Source organism: Pelagivirga sediminicola (assembly GCF_003072125.1).
In the GTDB taxonomy this organism is placed as follows: Bacteria; Pseudomonadota; Alphaproteobacteria; order Rhodobacterales; family Rhodobacteraceae; genus Roseovarius; species Roseovarius sediminicola.
Window position 1 is genome coordinate 66,358 of record NZ_QCYH01000010.1, and the last position, 21,769, is coordinate 88,126.

22 protein-coding genes, 1 other RNA gene and 4 pseudogenes are annotated in these 21,769 nt (G+C 63.0%); 15 read left to right on the forward strand and 12 right to left on the reverse strand.

Going from position 1 to position 21,769, the window contains the following annotated elements; translation table 11 throughout:
- Nucleotides 1-52: 52 nt before the first annotated feature.
- The 8 genes from DC366_RS15110 to ssrA form a co-directional block, all read right to left on the reverse strand.
- The gene (locus DC366_RS15110) at nucleotides 53-748 is read right to left on the reverse strand and encodes an endonuclease/exonuclease/phosphatase family protein (protein ID WP_108693062.1); all 696 of its coding nucleotides are present in this window, start codon (nucleotides 746-748) and stop codon (nucleotides 53-55) included.
- A gap of 24 nt (nucleotides 749-772) precedes the next feature.
- A complete protein-coding gene (locus DC366_RS15115) occupies nucleotides 773-2,194 on the reverse strand; it encodes a protein adenylyltransferase SelO (RefSeq protein WP_108693063.1) in 1,422 nt (473 codons plus the stop codon).
- A gap of 142 nt (nucleotides 2,195-2,336) precedes the next feature.
- On the reverse strand, nucleotides 2,337-2,783 hold the full coding sequence (locus DC366_RS15120) for a GNAT family N-acetyltransferase (protein WP_243405154.1): 447 nt from the start codon (nucleotides 2,781-2,783) through the stop codon (nucleotides 2,337-2,339).
- A gap of 76 nt (nucleotides 2,784-2,859) precedes the next feature.
- Nucleotides 2,860-3,096: a ribbon-helix-helix domain-containing protein gene (locus tag DC366_RS15125; protein WP_108693065.1), complete on the reverse strand. Its 237-nt coding sequence runs from the start codon at nucleotides 3,094-3,096 to the stop codon at nucleotides 2,860-2,862.
- The gene (locus tag DC366_RS15130; protein ID WP_108693066.1) at nucleotides 3,093-3,272 is read right to left on the reverse strand and encodes a DUF4169 family protein; all 180 of its coding nucleotides are present in this window, start codon (nucleotides 3,270-3,272) and stop codon (nucleotides 3,093-3,095) included. The genes DC366_RS15125 and DC366_RS15130 overlap by 4 nt, the downstream gene beginning before the upstream one ends.
- Nucleotides 3,269-4,672: a class II fumarate hydratase gene (gene fumC / locus DC366_RS15135; protein ID WP_108693067.1), complete on the reverse strand. Its 1,404-nt coding sequence runs from the start codon at nucleotides 4,670-4,672 to the stop codon at nucleotides 3,269-3,271. The genes DC366_RS15130 and fumC overlap by 4 nt, the downstream gene beginning before the upstream one ends.
- A 193-nt stretch (nucleotides 4,673-4,865) precedes the next feature.
- Entirely contained in the window at nucleotides 4,866-5,312 is a 447-nt protein-coding gene (locus tag DC366_RS15140; protein ID WP_108693068.1) for an SspB family protein, read from the reverse strand.
- 126 nt (nucleotides 5,313-5,438) lie between these two features.
- Nucleotides 5,439-5,791: a transfer-messenger RNA gene (gene ssrA / locus DC366_RS15145) on the reverse strand.
- Nucleotides 5,792-5,799: 8 nt separating this feature from the next.
- Here ssrA and DC366_RS15150 point away from each other — a divergent pair.
- The 6 genes from DC366_RS15150 (at nucleotide 5,800) to DC366_RS15175 (ending at nucleotide 12,772) form a co-directional block, all read left to right on the forward strand.
- A complete protein-coding gene (locus DC366_RS15150) occupies nucleotides 5,800-7,518 on the forward strand; it encodes an ABC transporter substrate-binding protein (RefSeq protein ID WP_243405155.1) in 1,719 nt (572 codons plus the stop codon).
- A 39-nt stretch (nucleotides 7,519-7,557) separates the two neighbouring features.
- Nucleotides 7,558-8,277: a phosphatase PAP2 family protein gene (locus tag DC366_RS15155; RefSeq protein ID WP_108693070.1), complete on the forward strand. Its 720-nt coding sequence runs from the start codon at nucleotides 7,558-7,560 to the stop codon at nucleotides 8,275-8,277.
- 213 nt (nucleotides 8,278-8,490) lie between these two features.
- Nucleotides 8,491-9,633: an ABC transporter permease gene (locus DC366_RS15160; RefSeq protein WP_108693071.1), complete on the forward strand. Its 1,143-nt coding sequence runs from the start codon at nucleotides 8,491-8,493 to the stop codon at nucleotides 9,631-9,633.
- Nucleotides 9,630-10,445 carry an ABC transporter ATP-binding protein gene (locus DC366_RS15165; RefSeq protein ID WP_243405156.1) on the forward strand — a complete coding sequence of 272 codons (816 nt, stop codon included), beginning with the start codon at nucleotides 9,630-9,632 and terminating at the stop codon, nucleotides 10,443-10,445. The genes DC366_RS15160 and DC366_RS15165 overlap by 4 nt, the downstream gene beginning before the upstream one ends.
- Nucleotides 10,445-12,160, forward strand: coding sequence for an MCE family protein (locus DC366_RS15170; RefSeq protein ID WP_108693072.1), 1,716 nt, complete (start codon nucleotides 10,445-10,447; stop codon nucleotides 12,158-12,160). Before DC366_RS15165 ends, DC366_RS15170 begins: the two co-directional genes overlap by 1 nt.
- 3 nt (nucleotides 12,161-12,163) lie before the next feature.
- Nucleotides 12,164-12,772: an ABC-type transport auxiliary lipoprotein family protein gene (locus tag DC366_RS15175; RefSeq protein WP_108693073.1), complete on the forward strand. Its 609-nt coding sequence runs from the start codon at nucleotides 12,164-12,166 to the stop codon at nucleotides 12,770-12,772.
- Nucleotides 12,773-12,790: 18 nt separating this feature from the next.
- Here the strand turns inward: DC366_RS15175 and DC366_RS15180 are convergent, their stop codons facing one another.
- Entirely contained in the window at nucleotides 12,791-13,027 is a 237-nt protein-coding gene (locus DC366_RS15180; protein WP_108693074.1) for a hypothetical protein, read from the reverse strand.
- Nucleotides 13,028-13,218: 191 nt separating this feature from the next.
- On the opposite strand from DC366_RS15180, the gene DC366_RS15185 reads away from it, so the two are divergent.
- Entirely contained in the window at nucleotides 13,219-13,950 is a 732-nt protein-coding gene (locus DC366_RS15185) for a Crp/Fnr family transcriptional regulator (protein WP_108693075.1), read from the forward strand.
- A gap of 103 nt (nucleotides 13,951-14,053) precedes the next feature.
- Nucleotides 14,054-15,181: a CapA family protein gene (locus tag DC366_RS15190; protein WP_108693076.1), complete on the forward strand. Its 1,128-nt coding sequence runs from the start codon at nucleotides 14,054-14,056 to the stop codon at nucleotides 15,179-15,181.
- Between the two features lie 356 nt (nucleotides 15,182-15,537).
- On the opposite strand, the pseudogene DC366_RS20320 reads toward DC366_RS15190, so the two are convergent.
- Nucleotides 15,538-15,778, reverse strand: a pseudogene (locus DC366_RS20320) (IS5/IS1182 family transposase); the annotation flags it as partial.
- Nucleotides 15,779-15,840: 62 nt separating this feature from the next.
- On the opposite strand from DC366_RS20320, the gene DC366_RS20080 reads away from it, so the two are divergent.
- From DC366_RS20080 to DC366_RS15210, 5 genes and pseudogenes are all read left to right on the forward strand, one after another.
- Nucleotides 15,841-16,056 (forward strand): ABC transporter substrate-binding protein, encoded by a 216-nt coding sequence (locus DC366_RS20080; RefSeq protein WP_207768733.1) that lies wholly within the window; start codon nucleotides 15,841-15,843, stop codon nucleotides 16,054-16,056.
- Nucleotides 16,057-16,075: 19 nt separating this feature from the next.
- The gene (locus DC366_RS20510) at nucleotides 16,076-16,294 is read left to right on the forward strand and encodes a DUF1989 domain-containing protein (RefSeq protein WP_341476700.1); all 219 of its coding nucleotides are present in this window, start codon (nucleotides 16,076-16,078) and stop codon (nucleotides 16,292-16,294) included.
- A gap of 44 nt (nucleotides 16,295-16,338) precedes the next feature.
- A complete protein-coding gene (locus DC366_RS20515; RefSeq protein ID WP_341476701.1) occupies nucleotides 16,339-16,530 on the forward strand; it encodes a hypothetical protein in 192 nt (63 codons plus the stop codon).
- A gap of 203 nt (nucleotides 16,531-16,733) precedes the next feature.
- Nucleotides 16,734-17,166 (forward strand): annotated as a pseudogene (locus DC366_RS15205) (FAD binding domain-containing protein); the annotation flags it as partial.
- Nucleotides 17,167-17,856: 690 nt separating this feature from the next.
- Nucleotides 17,857-18,815, forward strand: a pseudogene (locus DC366_RS15210) (IS1595 family transposase).
- Nucleotides 18,816-19,191: 376 nt separating this feature from the next.
- On the opposite strand, the gene DC366_RS15215 reads toward DC366_RS15210, so the two are convergent.
- Nucleotides 19,192-19,566 carry a hypothetical protein gene (locus DC366_RS15215; RefSeq protein WP_108693078.1) on the reverse strand — a complete coding sequence of 125 codons (375 nt, stop codon included), beginning with the start codon at nucleotides 19,564-19,566 and terminating at the stop codon, nucleotides 19,192-19,194.
- Nucleotides 19,567-19,879: 313 nt separating this feature from the next.
- Here DC366_RS15215 and DC366_RS19955 point away from each other — a divergent pair, with 313 nt between their 5' ends.
- On the forward strand, nucleotides 19,880-20,023 hold the full coding sequence (locus tag DC366_RS19955) for a hypothetical protein (protein WP_165802928.1): 144 nt from the start codon (nucleotides 19,880-19,882) through the stop codon (nucleotides 20,021-20,023).
- Between the two features lie 76 nt (nucleotides 20,024-20,099).
- Here DC366_RS19955 and DC366_RS15220 read toward each other — a convergent pair whose 3' ends face one another.
- Nucleotides 20,100-21,035, reverse strand: a complete 936-nt coding sequence (locus DC366_RS15220) for a YihY/virulence factor BrkB family protein (protein ID WP_108693079.1) — start codon at nucleotides 21,033-21,035, stop codon at nucleotides 20,100-20,102.
- Nucleotides 21,036-21,346: 311 nt separating this feature from the next.
- Here DC366_RS15220 and DC366_RS15225 point away from each other — a divergent pair.
- A pseudogene (locus DC366_RS15225) lies at nucleotides 21,347-21,607 on the forward strand (transposase); the annotation flags it as partial.
- Between the last annotated feature and the right edge of the window lie 162 nt (nucleotides 21,608-21,769).

Sequence of the window (21,769 nt, forward strand, 5' to 3'; positions counted from 1 at the left end):
TGGATGGCGCGGAGGTTCAGCAATGGGCAAGAATCGCCGCGATGGCAACGTTTCAGTCGGTGCGCCGCGCGAAATCGGCCCAGACCGGCAGGTGATCGGACGCGATGCGCGCGGGCCCGTTGGTGGCGCCGCCTCCCGTCGCGATGACCTGCAGATCGGGGCTGTGCAATATCCGGTCCAGTCGCGCCACGGGGCGCGGCGACGGATAGCTGAGCGGGGTTGCGGCCGCCGAAAGCCCGTCGCCGCCCGCATCCAGCGTGCCCCATTCGTTGAAATCCCCCGCCAGCACGGCGGGGATGTCGGGCAGTCGGCCCAGCTCGGCCCGGATATGGGCCAGCTGCGCCTGTCGGTAACGCCGGATCAGTCCAAGATGAACACCGATGACGCGCAAATCGCCGATGGGCGTGATCAGATCGGCGCGAATGGCGCCGCGCGGCTCCAGCCCCGGCAGGTCGATGCGCGCGGTCTGGGCCAGCTCCACGCTGTCGCGCATCAGCATCGCGTTGCCATGCCAGCCCAGCGAGACGTCTGCATCCCCTTCCTCGCCGAAGGGGACGATCCGCCAGCCGGCCGCGCGCACCATATCCGCGGGCAGGGCGGCGGGCCGGGGCGCCAGACGCTTGTCGGCCTCCTGCAGGATGACAAGGTCCGCATCCATCCCGTCGATCACGGCCATGATCCGCTCGGGCTTGCGCCTCAGGTCCAGCCCGACGCATTTCTGCAGGTTATATGTGGCAATTCTAAAGATGGCAGGGCCTCGCTGCGCGGCGGTTCAGGTGCCGCAGAATGTTTCGCGCACCACTTCCTGTGGCTGCGGCGGCAGGGCCAGATCCTGTGCATCCGGCTGATCCTCGAAGGGGCGCGAGAGCACGGCCATGAGGCGGTGGAACGGGGCCAGATCGCCATCGACCGCGGCCTCGATCATCTGCTCGACACGGTGGTTGCGCGGGATGAAGGCGGGATTGGCCGCATCCATGTGCGCGCGCCAATCGGGCTCAGATTCCAGCCGCGCCTGCCACCGGGCCTCCCAGGCATCGAACGCAGCGGTATCCGCAAAGGCGGCGCGCGCCTGCGGACGGGGCAAGGCGCGGAACGTATTGGTGAAATCGGCCTCCGATTGCTGCATCAGCTGCAGCAGGTCGTCGATCAGGGCGCGGTCCTCCTCGCGCGCATCCGCCAGCCCGATCTTGGCGCCGAAGACGCGCAGCCATTCGGCGTCGATCATCGCGGGCATGGCGTGCACGGCCTCGGTGAACTCAGCGATGGCGCGGTCCTCATCCTCGGCCAGGGGCACCAGCGCGCTGGCGAATTGCGCCATGTTCCACACGATGATGCGCGCCTGGTTGTCATAGGCATAGCGTCCCTGCCGGTCGATCGAGCTGAAGACGGTCTGCGGGTGCCACACATCCAGAAAGGCGCAGGGGCCATAGTCGATCGTCTCGCCCGACAGGGCCGTGTTGTCCGTGTTCATCACGCCGTGGATGAAACCCACACCCAGCCATTGCGCGACCAAGCGCGCCTGCCGCCCGATCACCTCGCGCAGCAGATCGCCGGGCGTCTGCGCGCCCGGATAATGCCGCGCGCAGGTATAGTCGAAAAGCTGCCGCAGCGCGTCCGCGTCGCGCCTTGCGGCAAAGAACTGGAACGTGCCGACGCGCAGATGGCTGGCTGCAACACGGGTCAGCACGGCACCCGGCAGCGCGCCCTGCTGGCGGTGCACCGCGTCGCCCGTGACGGCGGCGGCCAGCGCGCGCGTGGTCGGAATGCCCATCGCATGCATCGCCTCGCTCACCACGTATTCGCGCAGCACCGGACCCAGCCACGCGCGCCCGTCGCCGTTTCGGGAAAACGGCGTGGGGCCGGAGCCTTTCAGCTGAATGTCGCGCCGCAGGCCTGCGCTGTCCACGACCTCGCCCAACAGGACGGCGCGCCCGTCGCCCAGTTGCGGAGAAAAACCGCCGAACTGGTGCCCCGCATAGGCCTGCGCGATCGGCTCGGCCCCGTCTGGCAGCACGTTGCCGGCAAAAACCCCGGCCATGTCCGCATCACCTCCCAGCGTGATGCCCAGCTCATCGGCCAGCGGCCGGTTCACCGCGATCAGGGCAGGCGCGCTGACCTTCACGGGTGCCTGCACGGCGGAAAAGTCGGCGCCAAGCCGCGCATAGGAATTGTCGAAAGGAAAATGCATGCTCATGGAATGAATGTAGCCACGCGCGGCGGAAATGCCAGTGCCGCGCCCGGCCAAATGCGCCTTGCGATGACCGTGCCGTCGATCCGCGGCGCGCAGGCTTCATCTTGGGCAAAATACTCCGGGGTCCGGGGCGGCGCCCCGGCGCTCACAGCTTGCGCGACATCAGGATGTAATCCTCACGCGGTTCAAAATGCATCCGCTCGTAAAACGCCCGCAGTGCGGCGTCATCGCGCGACGTCTCCAGATGCAGCGCACGCAGACCTGCCCCGCCCAGCGCGCGGGGCAGGGCCAGCAATATCTCCGATCCGATACCGCGGCGCCGCACGCCGGGACGGATGTAGATCTCGTCAAGGATGCCGTCCAAGCCGCCGAACTCCAGCGACCAGCCAAAGCTGATGGCGGCATAGCCGATCGGCGCGCGCACCGGCCCTGCGATATAGATCGCACCATGGGGCGAGCCCTCCAGCAGCGGCCTGATGGCGGCGCGGCGCGCCGCATCGTCCTGTGCGATGCCGCGCTCGGCGTGAAAGGCGGCGACGAGCGGCAGGATACGGTCGATATCGTCCAGCTTGGCAAGGGTCAGGGCGGTCAATGTGCGGGGAACCTTTCGGAGGATGCGCGGCCGCCAGACCATGCAGCCCCGCGCCCGGCATGTCCATCCGCCCGTCTCAGCGCGCGCCCTTTTCCGCCGCCGCACGGTAATGGCGCAGCACATGCAGCCGGATCGCCGAGGCCAAGCCCAGATCGGTGCCGCGCTCGGCGTCGATCTGCGCGGCAAGCGCGTTGATCGGGGTTCCGGTGCTGCCTGCGATTGCGCGGAAGGCCGCCCAGAATTCAGGCTCCAGCGATACGGAGGTGCGATGCCCGCGCAGCGTGAGCGAGTGTTTGACCGGCCGCGCGCTCATGGCTCGCGCTTGTGATTGTCCAGCTTTTGCGCCGATTTTTGCGCCGTGCTGCGCTCAAGCGTTTTTTGCGCTTTCGTTCTGCCAAAGCGCACGGCGTTTTCATCGGCAAGCGCCTTGCCCTTGGCGCGCGCGCGCGCCTTGCGCGCGCGGTTCAGGTTGATGGGCGCATCGCTCACTTCGGTCCGACCATGTCTTCGGGGCGCACCACCCGGTCGAAGGTTTCCGCGTCGACAAAGCCGAGCGCGATCGCCTCTTCCTTCAGCGTCGTGCCGTTCTTGTGCGCAGTTTTTGCAACCTTGGTGGCGTTGTCATAGCCGATTTCGGGCGCCAGCGCCGTGACCAGCATCAGAGATTCGCGCATCAGCTTGTCGATGCGCGCCTCGTCCGCCTCCAGCCCATCGACCAGATTGTCGGTGAAGGCGCTGGCCGCGTCGCCCAGTAGCTGCATGGATTGCAGCACGTTATAGGCCATCATCGGCTTGTAGACGTTCAGCTCGAAATGGCCTTGCGATCCGGCAAAGCCGACGGCGGCATCGTTGCCCATGACATGCGCACAGACCTGCGTCAGCGCCTCGCATTGCGTCGGGTTCACCTTGCCAGGCATGATCGAGCTGCCCGGCTCGTTCTCGGGCAGGATCAGCTCGCCCAGACCGCAGCGCGGGCCGGAGCCCAGAAACCGGATGTCGTTGGCGATCTTGAAAAGGCTGCCTGCGACAACGCGCAGCGCGCCCGAGATTTCGACCATCGCGTCATGGGCGGCCAGCGCCTCGAACTTGTTGGGGGCGGTGACGAAGGGCAGGCCGGTGATTTCAGCCATGTTGGCCGCAACCATCTCGCCCCAGCCGCGCGGGGTGTTCAGGCCGGTGCCGACGGCGGTGCCCCCCTGCGCCAGCTCATATACCCGCTCCAGCGCATCCTTGATCCGCTCGATCCCCATGGCGACCTGGTGGGTATAGCCGGAAAATTCCTGCCCCAGCGTCAGGGGCGTGGCGTCCTGCGTATGGGTGCGGCCGATCTTGATGATGTGGTCCCACTCTTGCGATTTTTTCTCCAGCGCGTCGTGCAGTTTCTCAAGGCCGGGCAGGGTGACGCCATGGGCGCTCATCGCCGCGGCGATATGCATGGCGGTGGGGAAGGTATCGTTCGAGGATTGGCCCATGTTGACGTGATCGTTGGGATGCACGGGATCCTTGGACCCGATGGTGCCGCCCATGATCTCGATCGCGCGGTTGGCGATGACCTCGTTCGCGTTCATGTTGGACTGCGTGCCCGATCCGGTCTGCCAGACCACCAGCGGGAAATTGTCGTCCAGCTCGCCCGTGATCACCTCGGTCGCGGCCTGGGTGATGGCATCGGCGCGCGCCTCGTCCAGCTTGCCCAGCTCTTGATTGGCCTGCGCGCAGGCTTTCTTGATCACGCCGAGCGCGCGGATGATGGCGATGGGCTGGCGCTCCCAGCCGATGGGAAAGTTGATGATGCTGCGCTGGGTCTGGGCGCCCCAATACTTGTCCGACGGCACCTCAAGGGGGCCAAAGCTGTCGGTTTCGGTGCGGGTGGTGATCTCGGTGCGGCTCATGCGGGGGCTCCTTAATGCGGTTCGAGTTTAAGTTGGATCACAACTTGAATTCGAAACGCGCGCATCATTCAGTTGTCGTGGGCGTTTCGACATATTGTCGTGGTGGGGCAATATGTCGAAACGCTTTGGTCAGGTTCGCGCCTGTCTTACCGGCTCGCGCAGGAAATTCAATGCGGCGCGCGGGCGCGCCCGCTCAGTGTTTGCGAAAACTGTCCAGGCTGACGACATCCGCGTCGGGTTTGGGAAGATCTTCCTCCTCGGTCTCGCCGTCGTCCTCCTGCCCGGAGGTCTGTTTTTCAAAGCGCAGGCCGAATTCCACCGACGGGTCCACGAAGGTCTGGATCGCGTCGTAGGGCACAAACAGGTTTTCCGGCGCGTCGCCGAAATTCAGCGTGATGCCGAAACCCTCGTCGCCGACCTCCAGATTGTCATACCAATGCTGCATCACGACGGTCATCTCGCTGGGATAGCGCTGCTTGAGCCAATCGGCCAGCGCCGCCTCGGGGTGGTTGGTGTCAAAGGTGATGAAGAAGTGATGCGCGCCCGGCAGGCCGTTCATCTGAACGTCCTCCAGCACTTGCTGGATCAGGCCGCGCATGGCCTGGTGCATCAGGTTGCCGTAGTCGATAGTCCGAGCCATTCCGCGCCCTTCATTTTGTCCCCAAATCACAATACGGGATTCGAGGGAAAGTAAAAGACCCCTGGGCGGCGTCCTGCCGTCCATTTGGGCAGGCGCAATCCATGGCGAAATGTGGGGGGAATGTTAAGTGCAGGCTTCTGTTGCCAGGTGCCTGCGGACCCCGCCTTACGCGGCAAAGCGCAAGGACTTAGTTTTCGATTCCTCGAACTGCTTACGCAGCCAGAGCAACCGGAGCACGATTGTCATTTGCAATTGTACTTTTCGGGCCGATACGGTGGCACCCCGCCGAGACAAAGCATAACCCCTTTAGACGTTCGTCGATCCTGTTTCGACCCCGATCCGCCCCCAAATGAAGGGTAATTGGTGGAGTCGCCGGGTACCGCCCCCGGGTCCGATCCGCTTATTACGAGCGCGTTTATGTCCATAGTCCCCGAAGGGACAAGTTGAATATAGGCGGGCGCCGCGCGTTTGCAAAGGGCCTTGGCGGATGATTTTTGCACGCCGCGCGTTTGCCGGATTTTCGCCGGGCCGGGGCAGTCCTGCGGAAATGGCTGGACAGCGCGGCCCGCTGGTCTACGTCCATTGCTCGACCGAAGCAGTGCCAAGGATTGACGCCATGACCCCGACCAAGCCCCACCCGACATCGCCCGTGCGAAACCCCAGCCGCCGCAGCCTCTTGCTCGGGGCGGCCGCTACCGGCATGGCCGCCGGTCTGCCGCTGGGCCTGCCGCGTGCGGCGCATGCCGCGCCCAAGCGGGGCGGCACGTTCCGCGTCGGGGTGCATGACGGCAGCTCGACCGACACGTGGGATCCGGCGACGACCGAGAGCATCCTAATGATCCACGCCAACCACGTCGCGCGGGCCTACCTGACCGAGATCACCAACACCAACGAGTTGGGGCCCGACCTCGCCACGTCGTGGGAGGCAACCAGGGACGACGCGACGGAGTGGCGCTTCGAACTGGCCACCAATGCGCATTTTCATGACGGGCGCAAGGTGACGGCCGCGGACGTGGTCGCCTCGATGAACTATCACCGCGGCGAAAGCTCCCCCTCGGCGGCCAAGTCCTTGATGGAGGGGATGACGGACATCACCGCCGACGGCGATCACGCCGTGATCTTCAGCCTTGATCGCGGCAATGCCGATCTGCCCTACATGATGGCCGACTACCATTTTGCCATCCAGCCTGCCACGCCCGAGGGCGGCATCGAGTGGAAGGACGGCATGGGCTGCGGCCCCTACAAGCCGACGGAATTCCAGCCCGGCATCCGCGTCGATTTCGTGCGCCATGATGGCTGGCACCGCGCCGATAGCGGCGCATGGTTCGACGCCGTGAAAATGACCGTGCTGAACGATCCCAACGCGCGCCAAGCCGCCATCGTCACCGGCGATGTCGACGCGGTCACCGATGTCGATCTGAAAACGGCCGGACGCCTTGCGCAGGCGCCCGGCGTGATCCTCGACGATGTGCCGTCGGGCACGCATATCACCATGCCGATGATGTGCGATGTCGCGCCCTTCGACGACGTCAACGTCCGTCTTGCCTTCAAGCACGCCATCGGGCGGCAGGAGATCGTGGACAAGATCCTCTTTGGATACGGCACGGTGGGCAACGATCAGCCGATCGCGTCGAGCATGCCCTATTTCGCCGATCTGCCCCAGCGCACGCAGGATCTGGACAAGGCGCGCTATCACCTCAAGAAGGCGGGCCATGACAACCTGTCGGTCGAGCTGTCGGTCAATGACGTGATCCTGCCCGGCGCCGTCAACATGTGCAGCCTTTTCGCCGAGCAGGCCCGCCCCGCCGGTCTTGACATCAAGGTCAAGCAGGAGCCGGTCGATGCCTACTGGTCGTCGGTCTGGCTGAAAAAGCCGTTCTGCGTCGTATCCTGGACCGCACGCCCGACGCCCGACATCATGTTCAGCCAGGCCTACAAGGCCGGCGCGGATTGGAACGAGAGCCATTGGGAGAACGAGCGCTTCAACGAGCTGCTGCTCAAGGCCAAGTCCGAAACCAACGACGAGCTGCGCGCCGAGATGTATGCTGAAATGCAGCTGCTCTGCCGCGACGATGGCGGCACGATCGTGCCCTTCTTCCGCAACCGCACTTCGGCGCGGCGCGACAACGTGATGCACGAGGACAGCATCGCCGCGGTGTGGGAGCTGGACGGCGCGCGAGGCTATCATCGCTGGTGGTTTGCCTGATACGGATCCGGCTGGCCGAGGGCTCATCACGGAGGCAGCATGCTGCGCGCAATTCTGAAGACCGGCCTCCTGCGCCGGATCGAGGTGGTGACCCTGGCGGCGGTGCTGAGCGTGGCGGGAGCCCTCTGGGCCTTCGTCGCGCTCGCCTCCGAAGTGATGGAAGGCGATCTGCGCGCGTTTGACGAGGCGGTCTTGCTGGCCTTGCGCACGCCGGGAAATCCGGCGGACCCCATCGGCGGTCCGCAGATCGAGGTCGCGATGCGCGACATCACCGCGCTGGGAGGCGTGACGGTGCTGAGCATCGTGACGTTCGCCGTCATGGTGTTTCTCGTCCTGCAGCGCCGCCGCGCCTCGGCGCTGTTTCTGGCGGTGGCGATCCTTGGCGGGGTCGCGCTGTCGCATCTGGCCAAGGCGGGGTTTTCGCGTCCGCGCCCCGATCTTGTGCCGCATGGCGTGGACGTGGTTACCGCCTCCTTTCCCTCGGGCCATTCGATGATGGCTGCCGTGACCTATCTGACGCTGGCCGTCATGCTGGCGCGGACCGAGGGGACGTTGCGCATGCGCGCCTTTTACCTGGCGTTTGCGGTGCTGCTGACGATGCTGGTCGGCTTCAGCCGCTTGTTTCTGGGCGTTCATTGGCCCAGTGACGTGTTGGCGGGATGGACGCTCGGCGCGGCATGGGCTTTGGGCGTGTGGCTGGTGGCGCGTTATCTGGGCCGTCGCGGCCAGATCGAGCCGGATCGCGCCGACCCGGCCTGACAGGCCTGCGAGCGGTCCTGTGGCATCTGAACGCCCGCGATCTGGCCGAAACCGGGCGCGCGAGGCACAGTTGCTGCGCGATCGGCGCCCGCGCCCTTGCTCAACCTGCGCGATCACGTCACCATGCAAAAAATTGCCGGGGCTGTGCGCCGATGACGGGCAGGCGGCGGGCGAGGATCGGCAGATTTACACGCAGGAAAGACCACTCACGGCATGACGCAGCGCAACCGCCAGATCGAGGGAGCCACGCCCGATGCGCCCGTGCACGGCGCCCGCGTGTCCGGCGGTGTCCTGTCGCTGTCCGGCCGGCTCCTGATCGAGAATATCGCCGGGCTCAGCCGCGAGACGGGCGAGGCGCGCGCCATCGACCTGTCCGAGGTCAGCCATATGGACACCGCGGGCGCATGGTATGTGGTGGACTTGCAAAGGCGCATGGCCGACGGCGATGACGCGGCAGATGTGACGATCCGCGGCGCCGACGAGGCGCAGCAGCAACTGCTGGAGACGGTGCGCCGCAACATGCCCGCAGGCGATGCGGCCACGATCCCGCGCCGCACGCTGGCCGACCGGGTCGAGGCGCTGGGCCGCAAGACCGTGGCGACCGGGCGCGCCGCGGTGGAGTTGACCGAATTTCTGGGGCAGGTGATGGCCGCGCTCGGCCGCGTCGTGATCCATCCAAGCCGCCTGCGCCTGACATCATTGGTGCATCACATGCAGGAGGTCGGCTGGAACGCGATCCCCATCGTGGCGTTGATGTCCTTCCTGATCGGCGTGGTTCTGGCCTTTCAGGGCTCGGTCCAGCTGCGCCAGTTCGGGGCGGAGGTGTTCGTGGTCGATCTGATCGCCATCGCCGTGCTGCGCGAGCTGGGGATCCTTTTGACATCCATCGTCGTCGCGGGGCGGTCGGGGTCGGCCTATACCGCTGCCATCGGATCGATGAAGATGCGCGAGGAAGTGGATGCGATGCGCACGCTTGGCCTTGATCCGATCGACATCCTCGTGGTGCCGCGGGTTCTGGCGCTGATCCTGATGCTGCCGGTGCTGGGGCTGATTTCGGACGTTGCCGGCCTTGTGGGCGGCGCGATGATGTCCTGGATCGAGCTGGGCGTGTCGCCTGCCGTGTTCCAGTCGCGGCTGGTCAGCAACACGGATGTCTGGCACTTTCTGGTCGGGATGATCAAGGCGCCGTTCTTTGCGCTGATCATCGGCATCATCGGCAGCTATGAGGGGCTGAAGGTGGGCGGCAACGCGGAATCGCTGGGCCGGCTGACCTCGACCTCGGTCGTGCTGTCGATCTTCATGGTGATCGTGGCCGACGCGCTGTTTTCGGTCGTCTTTGCGCTGATAGGGATATGATGCAGGATCACGGCCAGGAAAACGACGCGCCGATCATCAAGGTGCGGGGGCTGCGCAAGGCCTTCGGCAGCCATGTGGTGCATGACGGCCTCGATCTGGACGTGCGCCGGGGCGAGATCATCGGCATCGTCGGCGGATCGGGCACGGGCAAATCGGTGCTGCTGCAGCAGATCGTGGGCCTTCTGACACCCGATGCGGGCACGATCGAGGTGTTCGGCGAAAGCGTGCAGGCCAAGACGGCGGACGAATATCGGGCGCTGCGTCGCCGCTGGGGCGTGATGTTTCAGGACGGCGCGCTCTTCTCGTCGCTGACCGTTCGCCAGAATGTCGAGGCGCCGATGCGCGAGCAGCTGGACCTGCCCGACGAGTTGCGCGAGACGCTGGCCGGGATCAAGGTGCGCATGGTCGGGCTGGAGGACGTGGCCCAGACCAAGTTCCCCTCCGAGCTTTCGGGCGGGATGCGCAAGCGTGCCGGTTTTGCCCGCGCCATCGCGCTCGACCCCGAGATCGTCTTTCTGGACGAGCCGACGGCGGGGCTCGATCCGATCGGGGCGGCGGCGTTTGACACGCTCATCCGCCAGTTGCAGGCGGCGCTGGGGCTGACGGTGTTTCTGGTCACGCATGATCTGGATTCGCTCCACGCGATCTGCGACCGTATCGCCGTGCTGGCCGAAAAGAAGGTTCTGGCCGTCGGCACGATGGCCGAGTTGATGAAGGTGGACCATCCGTGGGTCCATGAATATTTCCACGGCCCCCGCGCCCGCGCGGCTTTGGAGACCAAGGATACGGGCAAGGCTGAAAAGGTGGTGTGATGGAAACCCGTGCGAATTATATCCTGATCGGCGCGTTCACGCTGCTTGGCATTTTCGGCAGCCTCGGCTTTGCGGTCTGGCTGTCCAGTGTGCAGCTGGACCGCCAGTATTCCTATTACGGCATCCTTTTCGATGACGTCTCGGGCCTCGATTCCTCCGGGGACGTGGTGTTCAACGGCATCGACGTGGGCCGCGTGATCGAGCTTCACATTCACGAGCCCGACCCCTCCAAGGTCTATGTCGGGATCGAGGTGGACGCGACCACGCCGGTGCGCGAGAACACCGTCGCGCAGCTCAGCTCGTCGGGGGTGACGGGCGTGGCCTATATCTCGCTGTCCAGCAGCGGGGGCGATGCGGCGCCGCTGACCTCTGAGAACGGCGAGCCGCCGATCATCCCCTCGCGCCGCTCGACCGTGCAGCAGTTGGTCGAGGACGCGCCGGACCTGATTGCCGAGGCCACGAACCTGCTCAAGCGGTTTCAGGAGATCGCGGGACCGGAAAATCAGGCCTATGTCGAGAATATCCTCAGCAATCTCAGCACCGCCTCGGGCGGGCTGGAGCAGGCACTGACCGATTTTTCGGACATCACCAGGACGGTATCGGAGGCAACGACGCAGATATCGGGCTTCAGCGAGCGGCTGGAGACGCTGGGCGCGGCCGCCGAAACCACGCTTGGCAATGCGGATGCGGCGCTGAATTCGGCCACGGGGGCGTTCGATACGGCCAATGACACCATTGGCAAATCCAGCGCCGCCATCGACAGTGCCGGCGCCGCCTTTGCCGAGGCCGAGCGGCTGATGCGCGAGCAGGTGCCCGGCATCGTGGCGCAGATCGGCGATATGGTCGACACGCTCAACGCTGCCGTCCGCGACATATCGGACCGCTCGGTCAGCACGCTGGACGGCTTTGACGGCACCGCCGAGCTGGTGAACGCGCGTCTGGCCGAGCTGGAGACGATGCTGGCCGATGCCAGCGAGGCGTTCAGCGCCGTCACCGAGGCATCGACCAGCGTCACCACGCTGGTGGATGGCGACGGCACGCTGATGGTGGCGGACGCGCGCGACGTGCTGGCCAGCGCCAAAAGCGCCATGACCGGGATCGAGCGCATCATCGACGAGGACGTGCCGGCCGTGACCCGCGACATCCGCCGCGCCGTCTCGACCGCGTCGGATGCGGTGGACAAGGCGGCGGGCGATCTGGCCGGGTTCACGGACCGGCTGGACCCGCTGGCAGGCGACACGCGCAAGGCGGTCAATGCGGCGACGGACCTTTTCACGCGCGCCACCGCGACGCTGGACGGCATCGACGGATCGCTGATCGCGGCGGACCGCACGCTGGGCGCGGCCGAGCGGGCCTTCGACAGCGCCGATGACGCGATCTCGACCGATCTGGGGCCGGTGCTGGCGGATATCCGCGCGGCGACGGACCGGATCGGCGGCGCGGCCAGCCAGGTGTCGGACGACCTGCCGCAAGTCACCGCCGATCTGCGGGCGCTGATCGCGCGCGCCGACGGGGTGGTCGCGCAGGCCGGGGGGATCATCGGCGACGCCGCCCCCGGCATCCGCAACTTCACCGGCACCGGCCTGAACGAGCTTGGCCGGCTCAGCGCCGAGGCGCGCACCCTCGTGCAATCGCTGGAACAGCTGGTGCGCCGCATCGGCAAGGATCCGGCGCGTTTCCTTCTGGAAGGGCGCGTGCCCGAATATCGGAGATAACCCATGCAAGATTTTCACCTGACCCGCCGTTTCGCGATGTTTGGCGCCGTGGCCGCCCTTGGCGGGTGCAGCGCGCTGTCATCGCTCAATGAGGCGGCAACGCCCATCGACACCTATGATCTGACGCCTGCACCCGGCACGGGCGGCACGGGCGGCGCGGGCCGCACGCTCTTGGTGGCGCGCCCCACCGCGCCGGCCGGCATCGCCAGCGACCGCATCATGGTCAAGCAGGGCGCCGCCGCCATCAGCTATCTGCCCGATGCGCGCTGGGCCGACGAGCTGCCCGAGGTGGTCCGCTCGCTTTTGGTGCGCAGCATCGCGGGCACCGGGCGGATGGGCTATGTCGGCCCCAGCGAGGGCGGCCCGGTCCCGGATCTTGCGCTTTTGACGCGGATCGACCGGTTCGAGCTGCAGGTCGCGGCCGGGACCGTGACGGCGCGTGTGGATATCAGCCTGTCGCTGCTGCGCGACGCGGATCAGCGCGTGCTGAAAACCCGCGCCTTCGGCAGCTCGGCCATTGCCGCAAGCGATCTGCCGGTCGATGTCGTGGCCGCGTTTCAGGCGATTCTCGACACGCTCCTGCCGGAGATGGCCAGCTGGGCGGCGCGCTGACGACGGGGGAGCGTCACATCACGGGCGGCGTACGGAATTGCCCCCGGTGATGATCTGCCTGATCAGGCTTGCCGCGTCCGTGTGAACCTGCGGGGCCGCGCCGCTTTGCGACATCGCCTCATGCGCGGCGGCCGCATCTTCCAGAATGCCCATGATCTCGATCTCGGGCAGGATCTTTCTGTCGTTCAGGGCCAGCAGCAACGCCTCGCAGATAGAGAGCGCTCCGGCACCCGACACGTCATTCGAATACGGCATGAGGTCCTTTCAGGTCGGCCCTTTGTCGCATGAGGCGGAAACAGGCCGACAACAACTAATTAAGCGATATTGCCACAGATATGTTAAGGTTGGTTAACGCATGTTAGCGCTACATGAGATCGACCCGCTAGGCTTTGAGTTGGTTTTTCGAAGCCCAACACCCGATTGACCGGTGAAGGAATAGCCTGCGCGTGATAGATGTACAAAACCCTTTACTTAGTAAATTAAGCGCTTTTGCAACGCTCACCAATTCGGAACGGGCCAGTCTGGGGCGCTTTGACCGGCCCCGGCGGTGTTTCGAGATCGGCACCGACCTGATGCGTGAGGGCGAGAAAAATTCCACCGCCTACATTCTTCTCGATGGCTGGGTGCTCTCGTACAAATTGCTGCGCAGTGGCGAGCGGCAGATCGTGGATTTTCAGGTTCCCGGCGATTTCCTGGGGCTTCGCAGCCTGCTGCTGCGCACCGCCGATCACAGTATCGAGCCGGTCACGCCAATCATTGCCGTCGAGATAGGCATGACCGATCTGCTTCGCATCTTTCGCGAGTCGCCGCGCCTTGCCGCCGCGATGCTCTGGGCGCTGTCGACCGATGGGGCCGTCGTCGTCGAGCGGCTGGTCAGTCTGGGCCGCCGCGATGCCATCGAACGGGTCGCGCATTTCTTTCTTGAACTCGGTGCGCGCCTCAAGGTTGTCGGACTGGCGACTGGCGACGGGTATGCCTGCCCGCTGTCGCAATATCACCTCGCCGACGCCCTGGGGCTGAGCGCCGTTCACATCAACCGGGTGCTGCGCCAGCTGCGCGAGGAGGAGCTGATGACCTTTCGGGCCGGCAAGGTGACGTTCGACAATTTCGACAAGCTGGTTCAGATCGCCCAGTTCGATACCGCCTACATGGATCATGGCGGCGCGGCGCGGGAATGACCCGCCGCTCGCATGCCGCGCTATCACAGGTTAGGGCGCGATATCGCCGGGCACCGTAATTTCTAGTATAGTTTTTAGTATCCGCTTGCGCGGACCGGCCCCGATGGCCGGTAGGCAAGCCAAGAGCAGCGCGATTTCATCGACCATCTCTGCGCCGAATACAGCGCCAAGTTTCCCACCTCCAAGAGGCGCGCGCAGGAGGGGCGCCGCGCCGATCTTTGACGAGATCGTCACCGGCTTTCGCGTGGCGCCGGGCGGGATGCAGCAGGTCTGGGGGATCAAGACCGATCCGGCCCTGTCCGAGCGCAAGAGCTACCTCGGCTGGTGCGATCCCGCCCCGACGCTGGCCGCCCTCAAGGACGCCGGAATCGATGCAGTGACGCTGGCCAACAACCACATGCTGGATTGCGGCACGGCCGGACTGACCGAAACGCAGACCATGCTGCACGGGGCCGGCATCGCCAGTTTCGGCGCGGGCGAGGACGAAACCGCGGCGGCGCGGCCCTTCATCCACCGCTTTGCCATGAACGGCGCCGAGCGCACGCTTGTCGTCTTTGGCGGGTTCGAGCGGCGCGCGCGGTATGACCACGAATACAACTGGTATGCCGGCCCCCGTATCGCCGGGATCGGCAAGCTGGACGCGGACCGCATTGCCGCCCAGATCGCCAGCCTGCGCGACACGCTGCCCAATCCCACCTTCGTCGTCTTTCCCCATTGGGGCGTCGATTACGCGGGCGTCACCCAGAAACAGCGCGACATGGCCGCCGCGCTGGCGGCTGCCGGGGCGGATCTGATCATCGGGCATGGTGCGCATATCGTGCAAGACGCCGAGATGATCGACGGCTGCGCGGTACTTTACAATATCGGCAATTTCGTGTGGAACACGCCGGGCCGTTTCTCCAGCCGTGCCGTGCCGCCCTACGGGCTTGCCGTGGCGCTGGAATTCACATCCGCCAGCGAGGCGGGCGCAACCTTGCGGCTCTACCCGATCGTGACGGACAACAGCGTGACGGAATTCCGCAACCGCCCGGTCACGTCAGGCGAATTCGAGCACGCGCAGGATCACCTGGAGTTCGGCCCATCCGGCCTGTTTTCCCCGGGCCGCGATGCCGCCGGGTTCCACCTGGAACTGGTCGTGCCCTCCGAGCGCGATGACAGCGCGGCGCATATACCGCATGACCTCGCCGCGGCGCCGGAAGAGCCGCAGACGGCCGAGCTGCGGGAAAGCTGAGGCAATGTCGCGGGCGATGCGGAAGGATGAAAGATAGGCAGACAGTTTTGGGCGCTTGTGCTGCACTCGGTGTCGCGCTCGCCCAATTGCCAAGCCATTGATTTAGAGTTGTATGGCGGAGAGACAGTCCGCCACTTAGTCAGTGAGTAGTTTCAATATATTAATAAAGTCAAATACTTGTAAGTTATCGCTCATTTGAGTGTGTGGCAAGATGTGTGGCGGCTAATTGCCGAGTAGTATAGGCTGCGGCAGTCTGATCTAAACAACTGTGTCATCGGCTTAGCGAAGGTAACATTAAACGGCGACGCGTAAATGGAGTGCGCGTTTTAGCAGTTCTTGACTGCAATACGGACCTAAACCTCTGCGACCTGTCGGTCGAAGTTGCTCCCTGTGAAGCGCTGTCCCAAGAGTGGAATGCAGTGCATTTTCGTTTTGGCACGGCTCCGGCGGTGGTATCGGCTCCCGTTTCGCCAGATCGTCGGTCGAGGTATCTGGATGCCCGCAGGGACTCGTTGATTGCGGTGGCCGCGCTGTGATTGGCTTCCAGAGTTTGGCACTCTTTCGGGGCGGGACGATCGCCCAAGGACCCCGGTCAGAAGCCTGATATCGATCAGGTTGGTACGTCGCACATCGATTTCACCATCGCCATGGACTATACCATGCATAACCATATCGGAGAAATCACCGACGAGGGTGAGTTGATCGGTGAAGTCGCCGAAAGCTGGGAGGCGTCGCCGGATGTCAAGCAGTGGGTCTTCAGGATCCGCGAAGGCATGGAATTCCACGATGGCCGGCCCGTGCGCCCCGAGGACGTCATCGCTTCGATCGACTATCACCGCCGCGCAGGCAGCGCATCGGTTGGCGGGCGCCGATGATCCCGAAGAATTCATGTCGATGGAACATATCCGCCCGACATTGACACGGATATTCCCCGAAGTTGGTGACGATCTGGTCAGCAATCGCCGACGCCCGATCCTTCATTTCCTCGAAGATACGTCGCCCGGCCGTCATGACACGCTGATCGCGGCTTGCGACAGCCACAGATACGCCCTGCTGGGATGTATCGGCTATCACGACAACTGCACCGACAATTTCCACGCCGCCCGCGTCTGATCGGCGTGCGGGCGCCGGTCTGCCCCGGTCCGCTGAACCTTTGGATGAACATTCCGGTCGATCCGCAGGGCAATACGCAATGGGGTGAGCCGCTCAGCAAACCCGGAGACCGGGTGACGTTCCGCGCCTGTCTGGATTGCATTGTCGTGCTGTCCGCCTGCCCGCAGGACATCCTGCCCGTGAACGGCCGGGAATGCGTACCGACCTCGCTGGAATACGTGCTGAACGCGCACTGACGGTTGACGCCCGGGCGTCACACCCGAAACAACCAACCTGCGGTCGTAGGTAGAAAGCGCAATATCAGCAGTTTGACCATTGTCCCGCCGCTAATGCGGATTTACCTTTTCTGCACCACTGCGGTTCGCAAGAAGCCCACTTTTTTATTTTTCTATTTGAGTGGACTGTCGCCCCCATGGTCTATCCGGCTGAGACCAGCACCGGCGGTGCGACAACTCATGCGGCAGTGGCGACCGAATGCGCCGTGATCTACCCCGCGCTCGCCTGTCTGGCCAGTCAGATCGTTGGCCGACCAGATCGGCGATCCTGCGGTGCGCAGGTGGGGCATCATTGGCGGCAGCCTCGCCAACAACGATCCGCGCGCCTGCTACCCCGCTGCCACCATCGTGACCGACCGGCGCGAAATCCAAGAAGATGCGTAGTTCCAAGGCATGTTCATCACGGCGCTGGACGAAGGCGAAATTATCACCGAAGTCCGGCTGCCCGTGCAGGAACGGGCAAGCTACCAGAAATTCGCGCAGCCCGCATCGCGCTTTGCTTTGGTCGGGATTTTCGTTGCGCAGCACACGGCGGGCGTCCGGGTAGCCGTGACGGGCGCGTCGGATAACGACGTATTCCGCTGGACCGAAGCAGAGGAATTGAAAGAGCAGGGCAGGCAGTTCAATCTCTGCCTGCCCTTTTACCACCTTAATCACTTAGGGTGTGATGTGATCAGCTACGAGGGCCTCGTCATTACCTTCACATGCGGCGATTACCGCCCCCACGTCCGGATCGGCAGCTGTCGCGTCGGATGAAGCGGTATCGGCTGCGTCCGAAGAAGCTTCATCGGCCTCGGTCGAAGCATCTGTGTCGGTTTCCGCCGAAAGATCCGTTCCGGTATCTGTATCGGCCGTACCTGCGCCCGTATCTGCCGACAGGTCCGTCTCGGTATCGGCTGTGACCTCTGTGTCAGTCGTTGCGCTTGCGTCCGCGCTGGCCAGACTATCCAGAGCGGCGCGTTGCTCATCCGCGCTCATGGCCACGAAATCGGCACAGGTCAATGTAGCGGCGTCTACGTCGGTCGCGGCGAAAGCTCCCGCTCCCAGTGAGCCGACAAGGCCTGCAATGCTGAGCGTATATGCAAGATGTTTCATGATATCCTCCAGGTTTTTGGTGACACATTTTCGCAGCGGTAAAACGACTTGGCGTACCGAAGGTTCCTTTCCACGTGCGGTCACAGAAGAAGGCGGCGAGTTCTTGCTCAGGAGCCAAATTTAGGCGATTGTATATTTTACAAACCCAACTGAGACTCCTATATTGGAGTCAACAAGTTGGAGGTTTTCACCATGTCCGTTCTTTCCGCCCCCTACATGCACGACGAAGCAGCCGCCTTTGCCCATGTCGAAGCGATGCTTTGGGCTGATGGTCCGGTCTGCCCGCACTGCGGCGTGGTCGATAGTGCCTACAAGCTGGAAGGCGTTCGCACGAAGGCCAGCAAGAAGAACCCCGAAGGCAAGGAGCGCCACGGCCTGTGGAAGTGCCGCGAGTGCCGCAAGCAGTTCACCGTGCGCAAACGCACCATTTTTGAGGAAAGCCACTTGCCGCTGCACCTGTGGCTGCAAGCAATTCATTTGATGGTGTCCAGTAAGAAGGGCATCAGCAGTCACCAGCTACACCGCGTTCTGGGCATCACCTACAAATCTGCGTGGTTCCTGACCCACCGTATCCGCGAATGTATGCGGGACGGTGCGCTAGCTGGCTTCGGTGGCGACGGTGGTGTCGTGGAAGTTGACGAGACTTTCATTGGCAAAGAGCCGGCGTGACCAAGGCAAAGAACGCCCGTGGCGGCTCTCACAAGATGAAGGTGCTTACGCTGGTGGACCGCGACACGAAGCGCGCCAAGAGCATCGTTGTGGACGACATCAAGAAGTCTACGCTTATTCCGATCCTGCAAGAGAACATCGCCCGCGAAGCCTATGTCATGACGGACGAAGCCCGCCAGTATCAGGGCATTGGCGCGGGCAAAGTGTTCGACGCCCACGGCTGGACCAATCACAGCGCAGGCGAATATGTGAACCTTGAGGATCGGGAGATGCACACCAACACCGTCGAGGGCTTCTACAGCATCTTCAAGCGGGGCATGAAGGGCGTGTATCAGCATTGTGGCAAGCAACATCTGCACCGTTACGCGGCTGAGTTTGACTTCCGCTACAACAACCGCGTGGCGAACGGGGTTGATGATGCCGAACGCGGTCAGATCGCTCTGCGCAGCGTTGCTGGCAAACGCCTGACTTACGTGAACTAAACTAAGGCTGATTCACGCGGTTGCGTTTGCGTCAGCAAACGCTTCACCGCAGATGAGAAGTGACTACATTAGAAGTGTGGTGGCGAAAAACCTTGCACGGTTCTGGTGCGCCAGATGCGTCTACTACGAAAAGAGGGAGCGGCTAAGCCACTCCCTCCACAGTTTAATAGGTCAGAGTTCGATACGGAACGCTTTCTTACCGTACCACTTGGCCCATATGCGGCGACCGTCTTTTGTCGTGATGTAGGGGCGATAGACGACTTTTTTGTCGTCGGTCGAGTTGTCCATGGGAAATCCTTTCCTGCTGGACGTGAACCACTCCCTCAGATTGCTTTCCACGGCGATGTTCTGGGGGGGTGGCCTTCTCAGCGAGAAATCAGAATGATCTATCGCTCGAAGTTCTTAGCGGGGTTATACCCGGCATTTCGGTGAATTTTTTCAGCCTATAGGCGCTGCCATCATAGGTGACAATACCGTCAGTTTTGAGCCGTGACAGAAGGCTGGACACAGACCCGCGCTCAAGATCAATTCCCTTCTCCTTTGCCAAATCGACAGCAGTAGCAGCATTGAGGCCGCTGCGACCGACTTCATCAAGAAGGTCAAGAACCGTGGTTTTCACGCTACCCTTGGCCGCTCGCACCTGCTTAGGGGCTGGGGTCTCATCAAGCATATCAAGGAGCAAAGACTCCTGGGCTTTCAGCTTTTCAATCTCACGCCTGACCCCATCAAGCCGCGCTCGAATGTCGTTCATAGTGGGCGCTCTTGGCATAGCGTCCTCCTTTTGTGGTGACCTCGGTGGGACTTGAACCCACACACCTTGCAGGGTTTCCGTTTTAAAGACGGCTGCGTCTACCATTCCGCCAGGGGGCCTATGTTGTGCGGCGCAGGTCCGCCTGCGCAATATCGTGTGGTATCAGGGGTCTATGAGTCAACGACAATTTGCGTTAACGAAGTGACCTTTCGCCAACATACTGATTATACAATATTTTTCATCTGCGTTAAAAATACAAGCAAACGGTATTGCAGGCATGGTCCGAGCGCATCCGAATCACTATTATCACCGTATGAGCAAAGAAAAATCCCAACTAGACCGATTCAAGGAAGCCGCCCGCCAGCTAGAGGCGGACGACGACGAGAAGCGGTTTGAGAAGAAGCTCAAGAAGCTTGTGAAACAGAAGCCGGACGAGAAGAAGCCGTCCGACGACTGACCCGGCCTGTCACGCTGGCCGATCATGCAACGCGAGCAATGGGTTTGTCAAATATACAATCACCCAAATTTAGGATTCAGTTGGCCAGAGCGCGAGCAAGGCGTCTGATCCGGAGCGCCCGATTAAGCTCGCCCCCGAAGATCAGGAGGAGCGCTGCCAAATACATGAAGTAAAGGGCGGCGATAATCCCCGCCATGCCGGCGTAATAGCTGGCATAGGTGCCAAAGCTACCGACGTAAAACGCGAAGGCGGTGGCGAGGAATGTCCATGCGACTGCGGTAAAGACGACTCCCGGCCAGATGTTGGAAAATCTGGTGCGGCGGGCGGGCAGCAATACATGTGCCGCAAAGAGTGCAACCACAAAGATGGTCGCCGAAGCAGGAAAGCGAATTAACCTGACCGTAACCGACGCGGGATCGAAGCCGGGTATGAGTGCGTGCATCCACGATCCGGCCCGCGGCGCGAGAACCAGAAGATAGCCCACGATCACCAAAGCCAAGCTGGCGAGGATGACCATAGCGATCTGCAATCCGTAGAGGACAACCACTGATCGGGTTTCGTGGAGTCCGTAGGCGCGGTTCAACCCGACACGTACACCGTCCACGCCCCCGACCGCGAACCAGATTGTCAGCAGGATACCGATGCTGAGAACGCCGCCGCGCGGCACCGTCATAACTTTCTCGACTTCTGAAACCAGCGGTTCGATCAGCGGGGACGGTATGATGGCGATCAGAAAATCTACGAGATGGTCGGCCATGGCCCGGTCTCCGATAAAGGCCGTCATCGCGCTCGTGAAAATCAGGAACGGAAAGAGCGCCAGCAGAGCTCGGAAGGCGACGTTGCCCGCAAGGCCGAATGCATCGTCGTTCCAAAGCCTCAGCATTGCTTCCTGGAGGACCGCCCGCACGACGCGCCACCCCTTGCCATAGAACAGGACTTCCGGGTTCTCGCTGAGAACCCCGTGGGTCATGACGATCTCGCGCCCCGAATGCTGACTCGACTTGGCGTTCATGGTCCGACCCCGCTCCGATGCGAAACCCTCGCCCGCCGCGGAGCAGGGGTTGAGAGATGATATCTTTGTCGAGCGGGCGGCACCACCAAGAAGCCTCTAGCCAGCGAGCGTCAACAGAAGCCGCAGTGCGGGAGAACCGTCCGAGGCAACTTGGGAAAAGGATGCGAAAGAGCATAATTGCGAACCCGGATGAGCTTTCTTGGAAAGGATGATCTGCTGATTCACAAACCTGATCTGCCCTCCGCAAACTGGACCGTTTGAAGCTGGAGTTTTTCACTACGATTTCCCGGCTGGGAGAGGAGTGGAATCACATGAAGGCATCGAAGTTTTCGGACGCGCAGAAGGTGTTCATAATCAAGCAAGGCGAAGAAGGCACGTCGGTTGCCGAGATCTGCCGGAAGACAGGGATTCGGCAGGTGACCTACTTCAACTAGAAGAAAAAGTATGCAGGCCTGCGGCCGCACGAGACGAAGCAGCTGAAGCAGCTCGAAGATGAGAGCAGTCGGCTGAAGAAGATCGTGGCCGACCTGACGCTTGATCGTGAACTGTTACAGGATGTCATCCGCCGAAAGATCTGAGGCTTGGATCGACGGGGCCACGGTGAAACAGGTGCCGCAGCGCCATGAGGTGACCCGAGAGCAGATTTATGCGTGGCGGCATGACCTCAAGAAGAAGGGCCTGTGGTCTCCCGATGCTGGGGCGCTCTTTTTTCCTTTCGACATGCCAGCTGCCGT

Excerpts from the sequence above, each read along its gene's own strand:
- DC366_RS15180 (WP_108693074.1), bottom strand. The coding sequence starts at position 13,027 with ATGCCGTATTCGAATGACGTGTCGGGTGCCGGAGCGCTCTCTATCTGC.
- DC366_RS20080 (WP_207768733.1), top strand. The coding sequence starts at position 15,841 with ATGCATAACCATATCGGAGAAATCACCGACGAGGGTGAGTTGATCGGT.
- DC366_RS15165 (WP_243405156.1), top strand. The coding sequence starts at position 9,630 with ATGATGCAGGATCACGGCCAGGAAAACGACGCGCCGATCATCAAGGTG.
- DC366_RS20510 (WP_341476700.1), top strand. The coding sequence starts at position 16,076 with ATGGAACATATCCGCCCGACATTGACACGGATATTCCCCGAAGTTGGT.
- DC366_RS20515 (WP_341476701.1), top strand. The coding sequence starts at position 16,339 with ATGAACATTCCGGTCGATCCGCAGGGCAATACGCAATGGGGTGAGCCG.
- DC366_RS15125 (WP_108693065.1), bottom strand. The coding sequence starts at position 3,096 with ATGAGCGCGCGGCCGGTCAAACACTCGCTCACGCTGCGCGGGCATCGC.
- DC366_RS19955 (WP_165802928.1), top strand. The coding sequence starts at position 19,880 with ATGAGCAAAGAAAAATCCCAACTAGACCGATTCAAGGAAGCCGCCCGC.
- DC366_RS15115 (WP_108693063.1), bottom strand. The coding sequence starts at position 2,194 with ATGAGCATGCATTTTCCTTTCGACAATTCCTATGCGCGGCTTGGCGCC.
- DC366_RS15150 (WP_243405155.1), top strand. The coding sequence starts at position 5,800 with ATGATTTTTGCACGCCGCGCGTTTGCCGGATTTTCGCCGGGCCGGGGC.
- DC366_RS15175 (WP_108693073.1), top strand. The coding sequence starts at position 12,164 with ATGCAAGATTTTCACCTGACCCGCCGTTTCGCGATGTTTGGCGCCGTG.
- fumC (WP_108693067.1), bottom strand. The coding sequence starts at position 4,672 with ATGAGCCGCACCGAGATCACCACCCGCACCGAAACCGACAGCTTTGGC.
- DC366_RS15170 (WP_108693072.1), top strand. The coding sequence starts at position 10,445 with ATGGAAACCCGTGCGAATTATATCCTGATCGGCGCGTTCACGCTGCTT.
- DC366_RS15220 (WP_108693079.1), bottom strand. The coding sequence starts at position 21,035 with ATGAACGCCAAGTCGAGTCAGCATTCGGGGCGCGAGATCGTCATGACC.
- DC366_RS15215 (WP_108693078.1), bottom strand. The coding sequence starts at position 19,566 with ATGAACGACATTCGAGCGCGGCTTGATGGGGTCAGGCGTGAGATTGAA.
- DC366_RS15140 (WP_108693068.1), bottom strand. The coding sequence starts at position 5,312 with ATGGCTCGGACTATCGACTACGGCAACCTGATGCACCAGGCCATGCGC.
- DC366_RS15155 (WP_108693070.1), top strand. The coding sequence starts at position 7,558 with ATGCTGCGCGCAATTCTGAAGACCGGCCTCCTGCGCCGGATCGAGGTG.
- DC366_RS15160 (WP_108693071.1), top strand. The coding sequence starts at position 8,491 with ATGACGCAGCGCAACCGCCAGATCGAGGGAGCCACGCCCGATGCGCCC.
- DC366_RS15190 (WP_108693076.1), top strand. The coding sequence starts at position 14,054 with ATGGCCGGTAGGCAAGCCAAGAGCAGCGCGATTTCATCGACCATCTCT.